Source organism: Bacillus sp. T2.9-1 (genome assembly GCF_950097965.1).
GTDB classification, from domain to species: Bacteria; Bacillota; Bacilli; order Bacillales; family Cytobacillaceae; genus Niallia; species Niallia hominis.
In genome coordinates this window covers 17,019-31,834 of record NZ_CATNHG010000107.1, presented here as the reverse complement: position 1 = coordinate 31,834, position 14,816 = coordinate 17,019, and the positions used below count along the sequence as shown (strand labels likewise).

Sequence of the window (14,816 nt, the reverse complement as noted above, 5' to 3'; positions counted from 1 at the left end):
CAAAAAGAAAGTCCCTTTTTCTTTATTTTTGCTCATACTACCGCGCTTGCGTTTGGTTGGCGGTCTAACGACCACCAACCAAACCAGAGGGTAAATTATTTTCTACCCACAAACATTTTACTCATACGCTTTCCTATTGATTGTATTTTATCAACCAATCTCCTCTCTTTTTTTATGTCATTTTAACTATTTCATAAAATTCTTTAAATGACTATTGTCCTATTTTTTATTCCCATCTATAATTATATAATATTCAGTTTTTTAAGAATTTTCAAAAAGAGGTGATAGGATGAAAACAATAAAATCGAAATTATATTTTATTTTAGGATTAGCAATTTGTGGATTTATTTCTATTTTAGGCGCAATATTCGTTCTTAATAATGCTCAAACAGAAAGTAAACAACAAGAACTACATCTATTATCTACTATTGGGGATGGAAAAGAGATTAAAGCGATTATTTATGAGACACGAAATATCGAAGGGGAATATCTTCAATTACCAAGCTACGCATTAGCAGAAAGTGTAAAAGCTGAGGGGACAAAATTAGTCCACCTAGCTGAGCAATACAGTGAAGATAAAAATCTTTCAAAAGAACTACAACAAAAATTTAAACAAATAGCTGCAGATGGGAATAATTATTTAGATGGATTTGATACATTGTCTAATCAATATGAAAAGATTGGTTACGAACCATATGAAGGACTAAAGGGGGACGTTCAAAGTTCTGTTAAAGAACTGCAATCGATTATACAGTATACAAACGATAGCATTCTTATTTCTGAACTCGAGGAATTACATACTAATGAAGAACATTATATTACTACACAAAATAAGATATTTTATGAAAATTTCCTCGAGATTTCATCCGGCTATGCAGATAGATTAGATAATAACACCGCTCTTTCAGCTGAGCAAAAGGAGGCGATTACAACTAGTTTTAATAATTATTTTGATGCTTTGAAAGAAATCAACCGTTCTTATGAAGGAAGTACTGATTTTATCACAGCCTTTGATTCACAATCTCAATCCATCCAAACCAACATTCAAGAACTTGAAAACGCCCTATCTAGTGAACAAAACAGATTAAATACAGAATTGCTTCAAAAAAATAGAATGTATACTGCCATCATCCTTTCTGTCAGTATTCTCATCATTTTACTCCTATTTGTCATTGGATTATTTCTTTTAAAAATGATTAACAAATCGATTCAATTACTTATCTCCGCTGCAAAAAAAATTAGTGAGGGAAATTTTTATTATCGTGTTCCTATAACAACTAAAGATGAAATGAGTATTCTTGCAACTGCTTTTAATCAGATGGCAGAAAAAGTCCAAAATAGTTTACTCTTTATCTCTACTACAGGGGATCAATTACATGCTTCGTCCCAAGAGTTAAGTACTATTTCAAAAGAGACAACTGCACAAGCAAATGAAGTGGACCAAAGCATCCAGCAAATTGCTTTAGGAGCTTCAGAACAGTCTAATCGTCTATTTAACAGTCTTCATAATATAAAAGATGTGGAAGAAGCGATTGAGCAAGCAGTGACACTTGATAAACAGGTTACAAAAGAGGTTCATTTAGCTAGCGAAGAAAGTAAAATAGGCTTGCAAACAGTGAAGGAATTAGAAAATATATCTACACATTTTCTTCACTTAACACAAATGCTAACAAAAAAAGTGGTACATGCTACCTATTATTCGGAAAAAATCGCTTCGATTGTTGATACCATTCAAACCATTGCAGACAGTACAAATCTCCTTGCCTTAAATGCTGCTATTGAAGCTGCCAGAGCAGGAGAAAGTGGAAAAGGATTTACGGTTGTCGCAACAGAAGTTCGTCATCTAGCAGAAAAATCAAAAAAGGAAGCAGAAGACATCCACTGCTTAGTTTCTGAAATGACAGAGGAAATGAATCAGCTGAAGGAAAATGCTGAACAGTTAAACGAATACAGGAGTTATCAAGAAAAATCAGTTTATACGACAAAATTAGTTTTTGAAAATATAGTGAAATCCATTGCCAATATCAATGTAAAAGTGGGTACAATCAACAAAGCAGTAACGAAAATTAAGGAAGCAAATCAGTCCTTAAAGGGGGATGTTCTTGAGGTATACAATGTTTCTCAAAATGCAGCTGCTTCCACACAGGAGGTTTCTGCTTCTAGTGAAGTTCAATTAGAGGCTGTTATTAAAGTAAATGATTCCGCTTCTCTTCTTCAGCAAATCGCCTTAGATCTGCATAGTGAAGTAAATCAATTCACGCTATCTCCTCCTGATGAAAAGCAGCTTTAAATAAAATAACTCTTATATATAGATAATAGAGAAGATGGTGTACTTAAGCCATCTCCTCTATTATGAAAAAGTCGGATGAGAGTTATGCTTTATTTATTTATTTGGTGAAATTCCATTTGTCCAATGAGTAATTCGACAACATGTTTAAACATCGAGGTTCTATTTATTCTCCCACTTGTAAATATCCCGATAGCACCTTCGTTATGGCGCACATTTTCTTTTTGGGCATATTCATCCATAACTGGTCCTAATTCTTTCCCTGCAACTAACTCCGTCTCAATTTCTTTCGGTAACGGTATTCTTGCTCCACTTGCGATAAAGGTTGTTCCATCCTTTAATACTAATGCACCCCAATTATTCAAAAAGAGGATATCATTTGTGTGATGTACTCCTCCTTCCAATCCAATCCCTATCTCCCCTTCTCCCTCTAGTAAAGCAGCTTTGGCTCGATTAATTGCACCTTTAATAGTTTCTTCATCTGAAAATGGTTGATCACTGACTCCAGAGCTAACATTGAACATAGCATATTCCATATGTTTGTCATTTCCTAGACAATTTTTGACGGCATTCACTTTAGCCATATTATTTGTACCGATACAAACTTTCATGATTATTCTCTCCTAACAAAATTTCTACAGAAAAAGGTATCTCAGCTAATTATAGTTGAGACACCTTTTATGAAGAAAATTCTTCTTTGTTCAAAACAATGCAAATCTACGCTAAATCTGACTATATTTATTGATTAGCACGCAGTGTTTCAATTGTGGTATTATCTGTTGTTTTTACTAATTTAGTAAGCAATTCCTTTGCAGCTGCATAATCATCAATATGAATAATAGAAGCACTTGTATGAATATATCGAGAACATATTCCAATAACAGCACTTGGAACCCCGTCATTAGAAATATGAACTTGTCCCGCATCTGTTCCACCAGGTGAAATAAAATACTGATAGGCAATTTTATTAGACTCAGCAGTATCTAAAATAAATTCTCTCATTCCTTTATGCATAACCATTGTACGATCATAAATACGGAGTAAGGCACCTTTACCAAGCTGGCCAAATTGATTTTTATCCCCTGAGGCATCATTTGCAGGACTTGCATCTAAAGCATAGAATACATCGGGCTTAATCATATTAGCTGCTGTTCTAGCCCCTCTAAGACCTACTTCTTCTTGTACGGTAGCACCAGAATATAAGATATTTGGTATCTCTTCTCCTTGAAGGTTTTTCAACAATTCAATTGCTAACCCACAGCCATAACGATTATCCCACGCTTTGGCCATAATTTTCTTTTCATTCGCAAGAGGAGTAAATGGGCAAATTGGAACAATCATCTGACCTGGTTTAATTCCAATTTTCAAGGCATCTTCTTTATCATCAGCACCAATATCAATAAGCATATTTTTTATATCCATTGGTTTACTTCTTAATGCTTCATCCAATAGATGTGGAGGAATAGAACCAATAACCCCTATTACAGGACCATTATTCGTAATTATCTGTACTCTTTGTGCTAGAAGCACTTGACTCCACCATCCACCTATTGGCTGAAAGCGAATCATTCCATTATCTGTGATGGATGTTACCATAAATCCAACTTCATCCATATGACCAGCAACCATTACAGTCGGGCCATCCTCTTGCCCTCTTTTTACACCAAATATACTGCCAAGATTATCTTGCACTATCTCATTTGTATAAAGACTTAATTGTTCTTTCATAAAATTTCGAACTTGATGTTCATTCCCAGCTACACCAGGAAGTTCTGTTAAAGTTCTAAACATATCCAAAGTTTGTTGTTCCATTATAGCAAAGCTCCTTTAATTAACTATGTATTTGATAAAGTGAAACTTCCATCAGTAGGGGGCCCTTCCTCTCCACTAAAGGTTAGTTGAACCAATCTAGACCTTTACGGATAGTTGATCTCCCACCTTGCTTCCTTGCTATTCTCTTAAAGCTTCAGGTGGAAGTTTCTGTCCGTTAAGAATGGGATAATATATTTATTGTACCGAAATATTTAAACACATACCACTACTTTCCTTTAACTACTGCCAATTAATCCATTTCATTAAACCAACCTTCGCAAGAAGAATATTACCTTATCATTTCTTCTAGCATATAAATTAGATATAATAACATTATCTGTTTAAAAGGATGGCTTTCTTTTTGATAAACATTCTTGTTTTGAATAAAAAAAACGTAAGGAGCTAAGTTTATGAATTGGAAACAATGTTTAGGAGGGGTTGTTGTTGGAGTGGCTGCAAGTTATCTTGCGAAGAAAACCATTACAAAGAACAATAACCTATCAAGTAATGAAGTTTTACATATAGCAAAAGCAGCCTTTAAAAAAAAGGGGCCGATTAACGGATCGTGGATCAATATGGAAAAAGAAACACTTCATACTCCTGAATCTTCACTCACAGTCTATAGAGGTGGTATTACTCGAATGAATGGTGAAAAACAAGAGGTTTTTGAATTTGTTTCCGATTGTGAGACTGGAACTATTCTTGATGTGAATCAATTAACCTGAGACCTATATAATAACCCGAACAACAATTATACGCATGTTTTTTAACATCTACGTGAAATAGTTCGGGTTATTATATAGTTGGAATACTTATATCCCAGCTCTTTTACATTATCTGAATTGTACTTCGCAACGATAAATTCTATTTCCTCTATTTGAGAATTTTTCCTCATACTCTGTCATGATATTGCCTTCATAATCACTATTATGCAAATCAAGACTCACATATTTTAAAAGCATGCCATATTCAGAAAAGCTCTTTAAAGAATATTCAAATAAACCTTGATTATCTGTTTTAAAGTGTACTTCTCCTTGATTTACAAGCACAGACTGATACGAATCAAGGAACGTTTTATAAGTAAGTCTTCGTTTTTCATGTCTGGTCTTTGGCCAAGGATCGGAGAAATTTAGATAAACTCTTGCAATTTCTCCCTTTTCAAAATATTCCTTTAGTTTTTCTGCATTTATATTCATTAACTTCAAGTTAGGAATCTCTGCCTCTATTAAGCGATCTAATGCAGAAACAATGACGCTTTCCTGAAGTTCTACGCCGATGTAATTAATCGAAGGATTCGCTTTTGCCATTTCTGTAATAAATCGACCTTTACCTGTACCAATTTCAATATGAATAGGACCCTTTTGACTAAAAGCTTGATCCCATTTTCCTTTCCAATCTACAGGGTTTTGGATAATATATTGTGGATATGCACTTAATTTATCTTTCGCCCATGGTTTATGTCTTAATCGCATGTGGACACTCCTTATTAATAACTATCGTTTCAAACAATATCATGCATTATACATGGATGCAATACTCTTTTATTGGCAACTTGAATTTATATAAGGATAAATTTACATTAGGAACAATTGTATAAAGAAAAAAAGAATTCACAACCTATAAGTGAATTCCTTAACTGGTATTTGAAAAGAATGTATTATTCTTTTCATACTAGAACCTATAGAAAGGGTGTTCTATGTATGCCTATAAATCATGAGCATCAACTAGCATTACTAGCCGATATTCTCAGTAATCAACAAACAGACTGCTGTGGATCTGTTGCAGAATGTGAGCAAATAGAAAGATTGATTACATCCTTAAGATCCAATGAGCAAATCGATCAGAATATCCTTCCAATTTTGGAGGAAGTTCACCGTTACAGCGAACAAGGTGTTACTGCCTCAAATTTAGACACACATATCCATTCACATCAAAATCAATTGTCTCAGTGGGTAGATGGCATTAACAATTTATCATAATTTATCAGAAATACTTTGAAATGGGTGTTATTCAATATCATGTAAAAACTTCATCCATCTTTCCATTTCACTAAAACGACCTTTTTTCTTGTACCAGCGGATGGAGTTAATGGTTTGAGCAATAACATACCATTTCATTCTTAAAGATAAATTATCTGTGAGTTCATAACCATAAGTGTGTAACCAATTTTTCCAATCTTCCTTTGGAATATACCAATAAAGCAGCATTCCTAAATCAATGGCTGGGTCTGCTATCATCGCTCCATCCCAATCAATGAGATACAACTGGTTGTCTTCAGAAAGCAGCCAGTTGTTATGATTAACATCACAATGGCATACCACATGTTCTGTTGTTTTTATAAACGGAAGATTATCTTCTAAGAATTGGATATAACGAGTAATATCCTCGTTTTCTTTTAGCTCATCGTCTATTTCTGCTTTTATGACTGACAATATCATCTCAGGATGAAAAGATGTCTTACCTAGTCTTTTTAGCATCTCTAATAAAGGCTTCGAGGTATGAATTTTTTTAAGCAACATTGTCACTCTTTCATCCGTCATATCCGAATGACCAAATTCTCTCCCTATGAGCCATTGCTGTGCAGTAAAAACATCTCCGTTTTCAAATCTTTTTGTCCAAACAAGTTTTGGGACAATTCCTTCTGCTGACAGCACAGCTAAAAACGGAGAAGAATTCCGTTTTAAAAAAAGCTTCTGCCCATTATTTTGTGCAAAAAAGGCTTCGCCTGTTTCTCCACCTGCAGGGGTTATTTCCCAATCTTGCCCTAATAAATGTTCCAAAATTGTTCACCTACTATATATTATGCTCCAAAAAAAAGATGAGAAATTCCTGTTTGAGTCTTTTTTGTCCTAATTTGGTAGGAAGAACAAACAAAAATGGTTATCAGCTATTCATCCATTTATAGTAAACTTATACTCATCGTACTGCAATCATTCTTTAATTAGCACAAATTTGCCTAAAGTTTAATGATATAAGAAAAGCGCAAGCGCCTTGTACACCGCCTTATAACCGGAAAGGACCTGTTCTTTCGAGAAAGGATACACGCATTTTTCGTGTTATCTAACGCAAAAGAAATGACCTAAAGTTTGCTAGACAGTAGGCGCTTTAGCTAGACACCAAATTAACTTTTAGAAAACTAATACTTTCTTAACTGTAAAAAAGAAAAGGACATAGTATCCATACCATTATACTATGTATCCAAGATTTCCAATCATTTTATATTAAATTTTACCTAAATACTTTTTCTTATAGAAAGTTTCTCATTTAAATATTATCTCTTATTTCTTTTTTTAGTCAAGTGAATCTCTCGTTAAAATAATGATTTCCTGTCAAAAAAATTTTCCGGTTCCATCATTAGGACACATTCCTGCTAAATATCACGGAAATCTTTCGAATGTTACTATCGTTTCCTATTACTTGGCAATTATTGTTATGCTTACTGGCTTAACCATTATCCGATCTCTGTGAATGGTTGGATAATCCCGCTGATAAACTGTATCGCCTTCAACTAAAATATTCCAACATTCTTCTTTACAAAATCCTTCTTCAGGAGAATCATTCACATTTATAAATACGATAATCGATTCCCATTCTCCCATTTCTTTTAGATCATGTAAAATATATTGTATTACGTCATTCGATTGCTGATTAATGATAAGGTGCTTTTGAATAGCTTCCACTGATGGTAATCGGAACGCTCTGTTATTTCTTCTTAGGGAAATTAATCCTTTTATATATTCCACATTGCCTATAAATTGATCTTTTCTATCCCAGTCTAACTGATTAATTTCATCTGGCGATTGATAACTATTTTCTACACCATTTTTCGTGCGGAAAAATTCCTGACCCGAATGAATAAAAGGGATTCCCTGGCTAAGAAGGACAAGAGACGTTGCAAGTCGTTGTTTCTTTTGCTTCCACTCTTCTGATTCATTTGAAAAACATATTTCAATTTTATCCCATAGCGTATGATTATCATGAGACTCCACATAATTTACAGATTGACCTGGTTCAATAAACATTCCATTTTCCTTATAGACACCGACACTCCCAGCTAATAGTTCAGGAATATCGTCTTTATAAAGCTTATTTCCAAGCGCATAACCTCGATCATATAACTGAAAGGTACTCCCTTTTAATTTATCTCTAAATTGATCATTAAACTGACCGATCCTAGGAAGCAAATGCTGATTAGCAATAATAGCCTTCTTATCTTTGTTTAAAGGGGTTGCTAAATCCCAACCTTCCCCAATAATTAAAATGCTCTTATCGAAACTATTACACACGGAACGAACTTCATTCATTGTTTGGCAATCAAGAATTCCCATTAAATCAAAGCGCAATCCATCAATTTGATATTCTTTTATCCAAAAACGGACAGAATCAACAATGAATCGTCTCACCATCGATCTTTCTGAAGCTATGTCATTCCCTACTCCTGTACCATTTGATGGCATTCCATACTTATCATAGCGGAAGAAATAGCCTGGAACAATTTTTTCAAAAGAAGAATCTTCTTTTTTATAGACATGATTATATACAACATCCAATATGACACGGATACCTTGCTCTTGTACAGCATGAATCATTTCTTTAAGTTCGTTAATTCTTACATATGGATCAATAGGATTTGTCGAATAACTGCCCTCTGGCACGTTATAATGGGAAGGATTATATCCCCAATTATATTTTTTTAGCACCTCTAGCTCATCAACTTCTTCAAAGTCATGAACAGGGAGAAACTCTATATGTGTTATCCCTAAATCTTTTATATAGGAAAGACCTGATAGCTCGTTTTTTTTCGTTTTTGTATTTAATTCTGTTACACCTAAATATTTTCCTTTTTGCCGAATTCCACTATCAGGATGAATCGTTAAATCTCTAATATGAGTTTCATATATCACACTATCTACCGCATGCTCGAGTGCTGGTAAAACCGGCTTTTGTCTTTTTGTTTTATTTAAATCTACAATTACCCCTGTTTCTCCATTTACAGAAACCGCTACAGCGTATGGGTCTATTGCTTCTTTCCACTCTAAATTTATAAGTACTAAATAGCTGTAGTACCATCCTTCTAGATCTTCAAGATAGATTGTTTTCCAAACCCCTTTTTCCTGTCTTTCCATCTCCAAAATCCTTCGTTCCTCAATAGCTGGATCAGAGGATTTAAGTACCAATTTCACTTGTTGTGCAGTAGGTGCCCATAGATAAAAGATACTTTTCTCGGATGAATAGTCTACACCTAGAGGACCATCATAATAAAATTCTTCATCAAATGAAGCTGTTCTAATGACTGCACCTATTTGTAAATCTGTTACTCCCTTATTTGCATCCTCTACCTCATATTTTTGGCCGATTTGAATGTTTTCGTTTAAGTGACATTTGTACTTTACAAAATGCTGCATTTTTTCCTTCGACTCAATCACAAGATTAATAGGATGGCTATCTCCTTTTAATCTAAACGCAGTAGATTCCCCGTTATAATAGGAATAGGGAAGTAGAACAGTTATTAATGACATTTCATCTAAATAAGCAAAGAAACTTCTTCGAATTGATATCAAATTTCTCACTCCCTCATCTCTTGAAAACACAACTCTTCTACTCGTGGCCACTGAAAAAGTGAATTACCTGGTGAATCGGTAGTTACCAAACCATTCTAACTTAGTGTAGGCTTTTGTTTTCCGAGGCTTACCGCTCGCTTTCCACGGGGCGAGCGCCGAGCCGCTTCGTCGCTACGCTCCTGCAGGGTCTCGGACTTTCTCGCATCTCCCGTAGGAGTCGAGCGGACACCTCTCCAAACCAACTTATTATTTGCTTTCAAATAAATAAAACCTCATTTAATTTGGAGAACTAGACTTTTTCAGTGCCCTCCTTCTACTCTTCCCCTTTTTTTTATGATTCTTCTGTATCCCATTCATACCTTCTTTTCGAGTTCGTCAAACCATATTGTAATAAGCTCTCTGCTGCTTTTAATTGAATAGCCTTAATTGGCGAATGATGACTTCTCATTTTTTGAAACCACTCTTCATAATTTCTTTTTTCCACAATTTTTAAATCATATGGCACGGATGGAAAATCAATATATCCATTTCGAGTAAGAATTACCTTTTGAACAGGTAATGTAATATCATATTTATCTAAAATACTTTTCACTATTTTTTCTGTTCTATTTATAGATATGACAGGGCTAAGAATCTTTTGCTCTTTATCCCCCTTTTTTTTGACCCAAAATTTATCATTCGAACCAACATATACTGCTGAATTCTCTGCTTCTAACACATGAATGCACCAGACATCAGTTGGGGTAATCATAATCGTGTCCAATTCAACAGGAGCATTTTTCAGTTGAAATAATGGTTGATAAAGTACCAAGAAAGTATCCGGAAATCTTTGTAAGTAGTACTTTAATAATTCATCATAATAAAGCGTCTTTTTCACGTTAGACTTTTCCGTGAGCGTTGAACTGGCCCATTTCAGCTGAAATTCAAATAATTGATTTAGGAATTGCTGTTTTAATTCCTCAACAGTTTGTGGACGGCTATATTGTTTTGCATCGTACTCAAAACTCAAATCATCTTCTTCCGTTTTGACTATTTCGCTTTCATTTTCCAATTCTACTTCTTCAAAATTATTTTGCTGCCAAATTGATTTCTTAAATCGTTCTAAAAAAGAAGGTTTATCCACTATCCAGTCTTCTTCTATTGGACTCTCCGGGTAAAATAGACTTCTATCCTTTGTTTCAAATGCTCTTTTTAATCCGAGCCACTTTTGTTTCTTCAACCGAACAAAACGTGATGGATACAAGACAATGTTTTGCTCATAACGCGACACATAATCTTGCAACTTTATTAACTGCGCCAAGCTTTTTCCCCCTAAATTACAATGTTTCTATTGGTCATTAAAGCAATAACTTTTTATTATTTCATATTTAGGTATTTTCTCCATATGTGTCTGAAATAGGTGGATACTGTCCACATCAAAAATCAAATCGTTTGGGAAAAGGGATCCTTTTAGCAATTGCTCCGAAAATATAGTTTCGGAATCCCATTTTCTTGCTAACGTTAGATGTGGATGAAACGGCCTAGTTTCCAACTGAAAACCAGCCTGACTACAAATATGAAAGACTTGATTTCTAAGATCAAATAGTTTCTTCTCCTCTTTTACCCCAGCCCAAAATATCCTAGGGCTTTTGGGTTGACCAAAAACACCTAAATGATCAATATGTAGCTTAAATTGGTTACTAGCTAAAAATGATTCTTCTAAAAGATTTTGTAACATTTCCCTTTTATCATCATTAGCACTCCCTAAAAACGCAAGGGTAATATGGTAATCGAAAGGATGTACCCACTTTTTAAAAGGGAACCTTAACTGTAGCTCTTTCCTAATCTTTTCTAATTTGCTTATAACAGGACTATCTGGCTTAACTCCTAGAAAATAATGTGGTTTTGTATTCATATCCTTTTTCCTTTAACCTTTTTTAATGCAGTATCGATGATTAGCTTAATCTCTAACTATATTTCTATTATATAACCTAATGAATCAATTTTAACCGTATCTGTACCTATGTTTTAGAAAATCCATATAAATTACTATACCCTATTTTCTTTTGAAAAAAGAAAAGGAGCTGTCTCAAGTCCAGCTATTGACCATAACTAGTTTGAAACAACCCCATTTTGCGTTTTTCCCTTAAATTAATTTGCTAACTGTCCGCATTCTGCGATGATTGCATCAATAAACAACCCTTGTAACTTTTTCGTTACTTCTCCTACTTTCCCTTCTTTTACGGGAACATTATTGACAGAAGTAATTGGTGTTACTTCAGAAGTTGTACTGGATAAGAAAACTTCATCTGCATCAATTAAGTCTTCAATTGAAAATGCTTTTTCCTCTAGTTCCATTCCATTTTCATTACATAATTGAATAATTTTTTGTCTGGTAATTCCATTTAAAATGAATTGATTTGCCTCATGAGTTTGTACCTTTTCCCCATTCACAATCCAAATATTAGAAGAACTACCTTCTGTTACAGATAATTCTCTATACTGAATGCTTTCATAGCAGCTTGCCTCTACTGCTTTTTGTTTTGCCATTACATTTCCAAGTAAATTTAAACTTTTAATATCACATCTTGACCATCTAATATCTTCTACAGTAATGACAGACACACCATTTTCTAGATTATCTAATGGTCTTTGCATTATTTTTGTATAAGCTATAAATGTTGGAGTAACATCATCTGTTGGAAAGCCATGGTTTCTCGGACTTATTCCTCTAGTGAATTGCATATAAAGGATACCGGTGCTTAATGAATTTTTCGAAATTAACGTTTCTAATAAATTGGTTAATTCTGAGATGGAATAAGAAATAGCTATGCCTATTTTCTCGCTACTTGCAGATAAACGCTCAAGATGTTCTTTCGCCATAAACATTTTACCATTGTACACACGGATTACTTCGTAAATTCCATCGCCAAACTGATATCCTCTGTCTTCTATATCTACTTTTGCTTCTTCTCTTGGTATAAACTCCCCATTCATTAACACCGTACTCATTTTCTCTTCTCCTTTGGATTATATCTTTATTTCGCTAATTCATAGATAGCCTGTGCATAAATTGCTGTTGCTTTCATTAAATCCTCAATATACATATATTCATCTTTTTTATGAGCAATATCTTCTCTTCCAGGAAATAGTGGTCCAAATGCAACCCCTTTTTCTAGCGACCTAGCATATGTGCCTCCACCTATGGATAATAACTTAGCTTTTTCTCCTGTTTGCTCCTCATAGACTCTGCTCAATGTTTGAATTAATTCTGAGTTCTTTTCCACGTGATGTGGTTTAGAATCTGTGAAATTCTCTAGGCTAAAATCATGTTCTGTTAGTAATTTCGCAAGCTTCTCTTTCGTCTTATCCATATCATTTGTAACAGGATAGCGTACTGTTTGACCAATTTTTCCACCCTTTTCTAAATGATATTCCAAAATACCAGCATTTAAGGTAAGTTCGCCTGTAATTTCATCCTCATAATCAATGCCAAGTTTTTTTCCTCTAGAATCATTCACAAAGAAGTTTCGCACAAATTGAAAATAATGAGCAGCCTTTTCATCCAATTCTAATTCCACAAGAAAGTTAGCAAGTTTCAGACCTGCATTCACCCCATTATTAGGCTCTAATCCATGTGCTGACACACCTTCTAATTCTAATACTAAATCGCCATTATCAACCAAATAGCGCCCAGGTACATTCTCTAGCTTTAAATAATTCTTATAACGCTGAATGACCTCAGTTTGTTCACCTTCTTTCACTTCCAACACTGCTTGGGCAAAATCTGGGACCATATTATATCTTCTGCCTGATGCAAAGCTTATAATTTTAACTTCTCCTGTATCATTTGATGTTTTTGAAATTTTCTGAACGATATCAAAATCAGCAATGCCTTTTTCTGCAAAAATAATTGGAAAATCAGCATCTGGAGCAAATCCAATCGTAGGCATACTTTCGTGCTGGAAATAAGTATCCACACATCGCCAATCACTCTCTTCATCTGTTCCAATAATCATTCTAACTTCTTTTGACAAAGGGAGATGCAATTCTTTCACAATTTTCATTGCATAATAGGCAGCCATTGTTGGACCTTTATCATCTAAAGCCCCTCTTGCATAAATCTTCCCATCACGAATCTCTGCCTTATATGGATCGCTTGTCCATCCATCCCCCTCTGGAACAACATCTACATGGCAAAGAATACCGACACTTTCCGTACCCTCCCCAAATAGTAAATGTCCAGCAACGTTTTGAACATTCTTACTGACGAAACCACCCTTTTCTCCAATCGTTAGCATATAGCTTAATGCCTCTTTCACTCCTTGGCCAAAAGGTGCATCATCTGTTGCATTCTCTTCGTCCAATACACTTTTAATTTGCAAAAGTCCTTGTAAATCATTAATAAAGCTGTCTTTACGATTATGTACTTCATTTAACCAATCAATTGAATTCATGGTTTCCTCCTTGGAAGTTTTTAAATATAGTATAGGAAAAACATATCATAAAACGCTTTATATGAGAAATAAAACCTTTAAATTCATATTTCACTAAATTATCATTAAGTATAGTATACATTTTATCGAAAACAAAGCTACACTATATTTTTATCTACCATATGGAAGGAATGTATTTTAAATGGGATATGTTGAAGATGTAAGAAAGCTAGTTGGCAAAATGCCTATCATTCTTGTGGGAGCAGTAGTAATTCTGTTAGACAAGGAAAATAATATTCTATTACAAGAAAGAAAACACCCAAAAAATGTTTGGGGATTACCAGGTGGCCTTATGGAATTAGGAGAAAGTACAGAGGATACAGCAAAACGCGAAATATTCGAAGAAACAGGACTTCAAGTAAAAAATCTACAGTTATTATCTGTTTATTCCGGAAAAGACTACTTTGCGATTGCAGCAAACGGCGATCCTTTCTACACTGTAACAACCGCCTATTATACATCTAAATATGAAGGAATACTCGAGAATGACCAGGAAGAAGCATTCAGCCTTCGATTTTTCCCATTACACAAATTACCACAAAACATGGTCGGCAGCCATCGCAAAATGATAGAGGATTTTAAAAAAATGGAAGAAACTTTAAATTAGGAGCAAGGCGAGCGAGACAGGGGAAAACCCACTAGTGATTTACGTGGATCCCTTAGCCTTGCCCGCAATGTTTT

General features: G+C 34.5%; 13 protein-coding genes and 1 pseudogene. 5 read left to right on the top strand and 9 right to left on the bottom strand.

What is annotated here, in order from left to right:
* Window positions 1-289 precede the first annotated feature (289 nt).
* Both QQZ16_RS23280 and QQZ16_RS23275 read left to right on the top strand, forming a co-directional pair.
* Window positions 290-1,324: pseudogene (locus QQZ16_RS23280) on the top strand (HAMP domain-containing protein); the annotation flags it as partial.
* Window positions 1,319-2,290: a methyl-accepting chemotaxis protein gene (locus tag QQZ16_RS23275; RefSeq protein ID WP_446715457.1), complete on the top strand. Its 972-nt coding sequence runs from the start codon at window positions 1,319-1,321 to the stop codon at window positions 2,288-2,290. The pseudogene QQZ16_RS23280 and the gene QQZ16_RS23275, both read left to right, overlap by 6 nt.
* An 89-nt stretch (window positions 2,291-2,379) precedes the next feature.
* Here QQZ16_RS23275 and QQZ16_RS15610 read toward each other — a convergent pair whose 3' ends face one another.
* Window positions 2,380-2,898, bottom strand: coding sequence for a DUF84 family protein (locus QQZ16_RS15610; protein ID WP_031540509.1), 519 nt, complete (start codon window positions 2,896-2,898; stop codon window positions 2,380-2,382).
* 127 nt (window positions 2,899-3,025) lie between these two features.
* Window positions 3,026-4,099, bottom strand: a complete 1,074-nt coding sequence (locus tag QQZ16_RS15605) for a M42 family metallopeptidase (RefSeq protein ID WP_031540508.1) — start codon at window positions 4,097-4,099, stop codon at window positions 3,026-3,028.
* Window positions 4,100-4,509: 410 nt separating this feature from the next.
* On the opposite strand from QQZ16_RS15605, the gene QQZ16_RS15600 reads away from it, so the two are divergent.
* A complete protein-coding gene (locus QQZ16_RS15600) occupies window positions 4,510-4,824 on the top strand; it encodes a hypothetical protein (protein ID WP_031540507.1) in 315 nt (104 codons plus the stop codon).
* Window positions 4,825-4,932: 108 nt separating this feature from the next.
* On the opposite strand, the gene trmB is transcribed toward QQZ16_RS15600, so the two are convergent.
* Window positions 4,933-5,571 carry a tRNA (guanosine(46)-N7)-methyltransferase TrmB gene (trmB, locus tag QQZ16_RS15595; RefSeq protein WP_031540506.1) on the bottom strand — a complete coding sequence of 213 codons (639 nt, stop codon included), beginning with the start codon at window positions 5,569-5,571 and terminating at the stop codon, window positions 4,933-4,935.
* 228 nt (window positions 5,572-5,799) lie between these two features.
* Here trmB and QQZ16_RS15590 point away from each other — a divergent pair, with 228 nt between their 5' ends.
* On the top strand, window positions 5,800-6,078 hold the full coding sequence (locus QQZ16_RS15590; protein ID WP_031540505.1) for a YtzH-like family protein: 279 nt from the start codon (window positions 5,800-5,802) through the stop codon (window positions 6,076-6,078).
* Window positions 6,079-6,105: 27 nt separating this feature from the next.
* Here the strand turns inward: QQZ16_RS15590 and QQZ16_RS15585 are convergent, their stop codons facing one another.
* From QQZ16_RS15585 to pepV, 6 genes are all read right to left on the bottom strand, one after another.
* Complete coding sequence (locus QQZ16_RS15585; RefSeq protein ID WP_251628733.1) at window positions 6,106-6,879, bottom strand: phosphotransferase family protein; 774 nt, start codon at window positions 6,877-6,879, stop codon at window positions 6,106-6,108.
* A gap of 633 nt (window positions 6,880-7,512) precedes the next feature.
* Window positions 7,513-9,660 (bottom strand): type I pullulanase, encoded by a 2,148-nt coding sequence (gene pulA, locus QQZ16_RS15580; RefSeq protein ID WP_031540503.1) that lies wholly within the window; start codon window positions 9,658-9,660, stop codon window positions 7,513-7,515.
* 331 nt (window positions 9,661-9,991) lie between these two features.
* On the bottom strand, window positions 9,992-10,960 hold the full coding sequence (locus QQZ16_RS15575; RefSeq protein ID WP_031540502.1) for a nuclease-related domain-containing protein: 969 nt from the start codon (window positions 10,958-10,960) through the stop codon (window positions 9,992-9,994).
* Window positions 10,961-10,987: 27 nt separating this feature from the next.
* Entirely contained in the window at window positions 10,988-11,554 is a 567-nt protein-coding gene (thpR, locus tag QQZ16_RS15570) for an RNA 2',3'-cyclic phosphodiesterase (RefSeq protein WP_235251244.1), read from the bottom strand.
* A gap of 236 nt (window positions 11,555-11,790) precedes the next feature.
* Entirely contained in the window at window positions 11,791-12,651 is an 861-nt protein-coding gene (gene dat / locus QQZ16_RS15565; protein WP_031540500.1) for a D-amino-acid transaminase, read from the bottom strand.
* A gap of 26 nt (window positions 12,652-12,677) precedes the next feature.
* On the bottom strand, window positions 12,678-14,096 hold the full coding sequence (pepV, locus tag QQZ16_RS15560) for a dipeptidase PepV (protein WP_031540499.1): 1,419 nt from the start codon (window positions 14,094-14,096) through the stop codon (window positions 12,678-12,680).
* Window positions 14,097-14,277: 181 nt separating this feature from the next.
* Between pepV and QQZ16_RS15555 the strand changes: the two genes are divergently transcribed.
* Window positions 14,278-14,742, top strand: a complete 465-nt coding sequence (locus tag QQZ16_RS15555; protein ID WP_031540498.1) for an NUDIX hydrolase — start codon at window positions 14,278-14,280, stop codon at window positions 14,740-14,742.
* Window positions 14,743-14,816 lie beyond the last annotated feature (74 nt).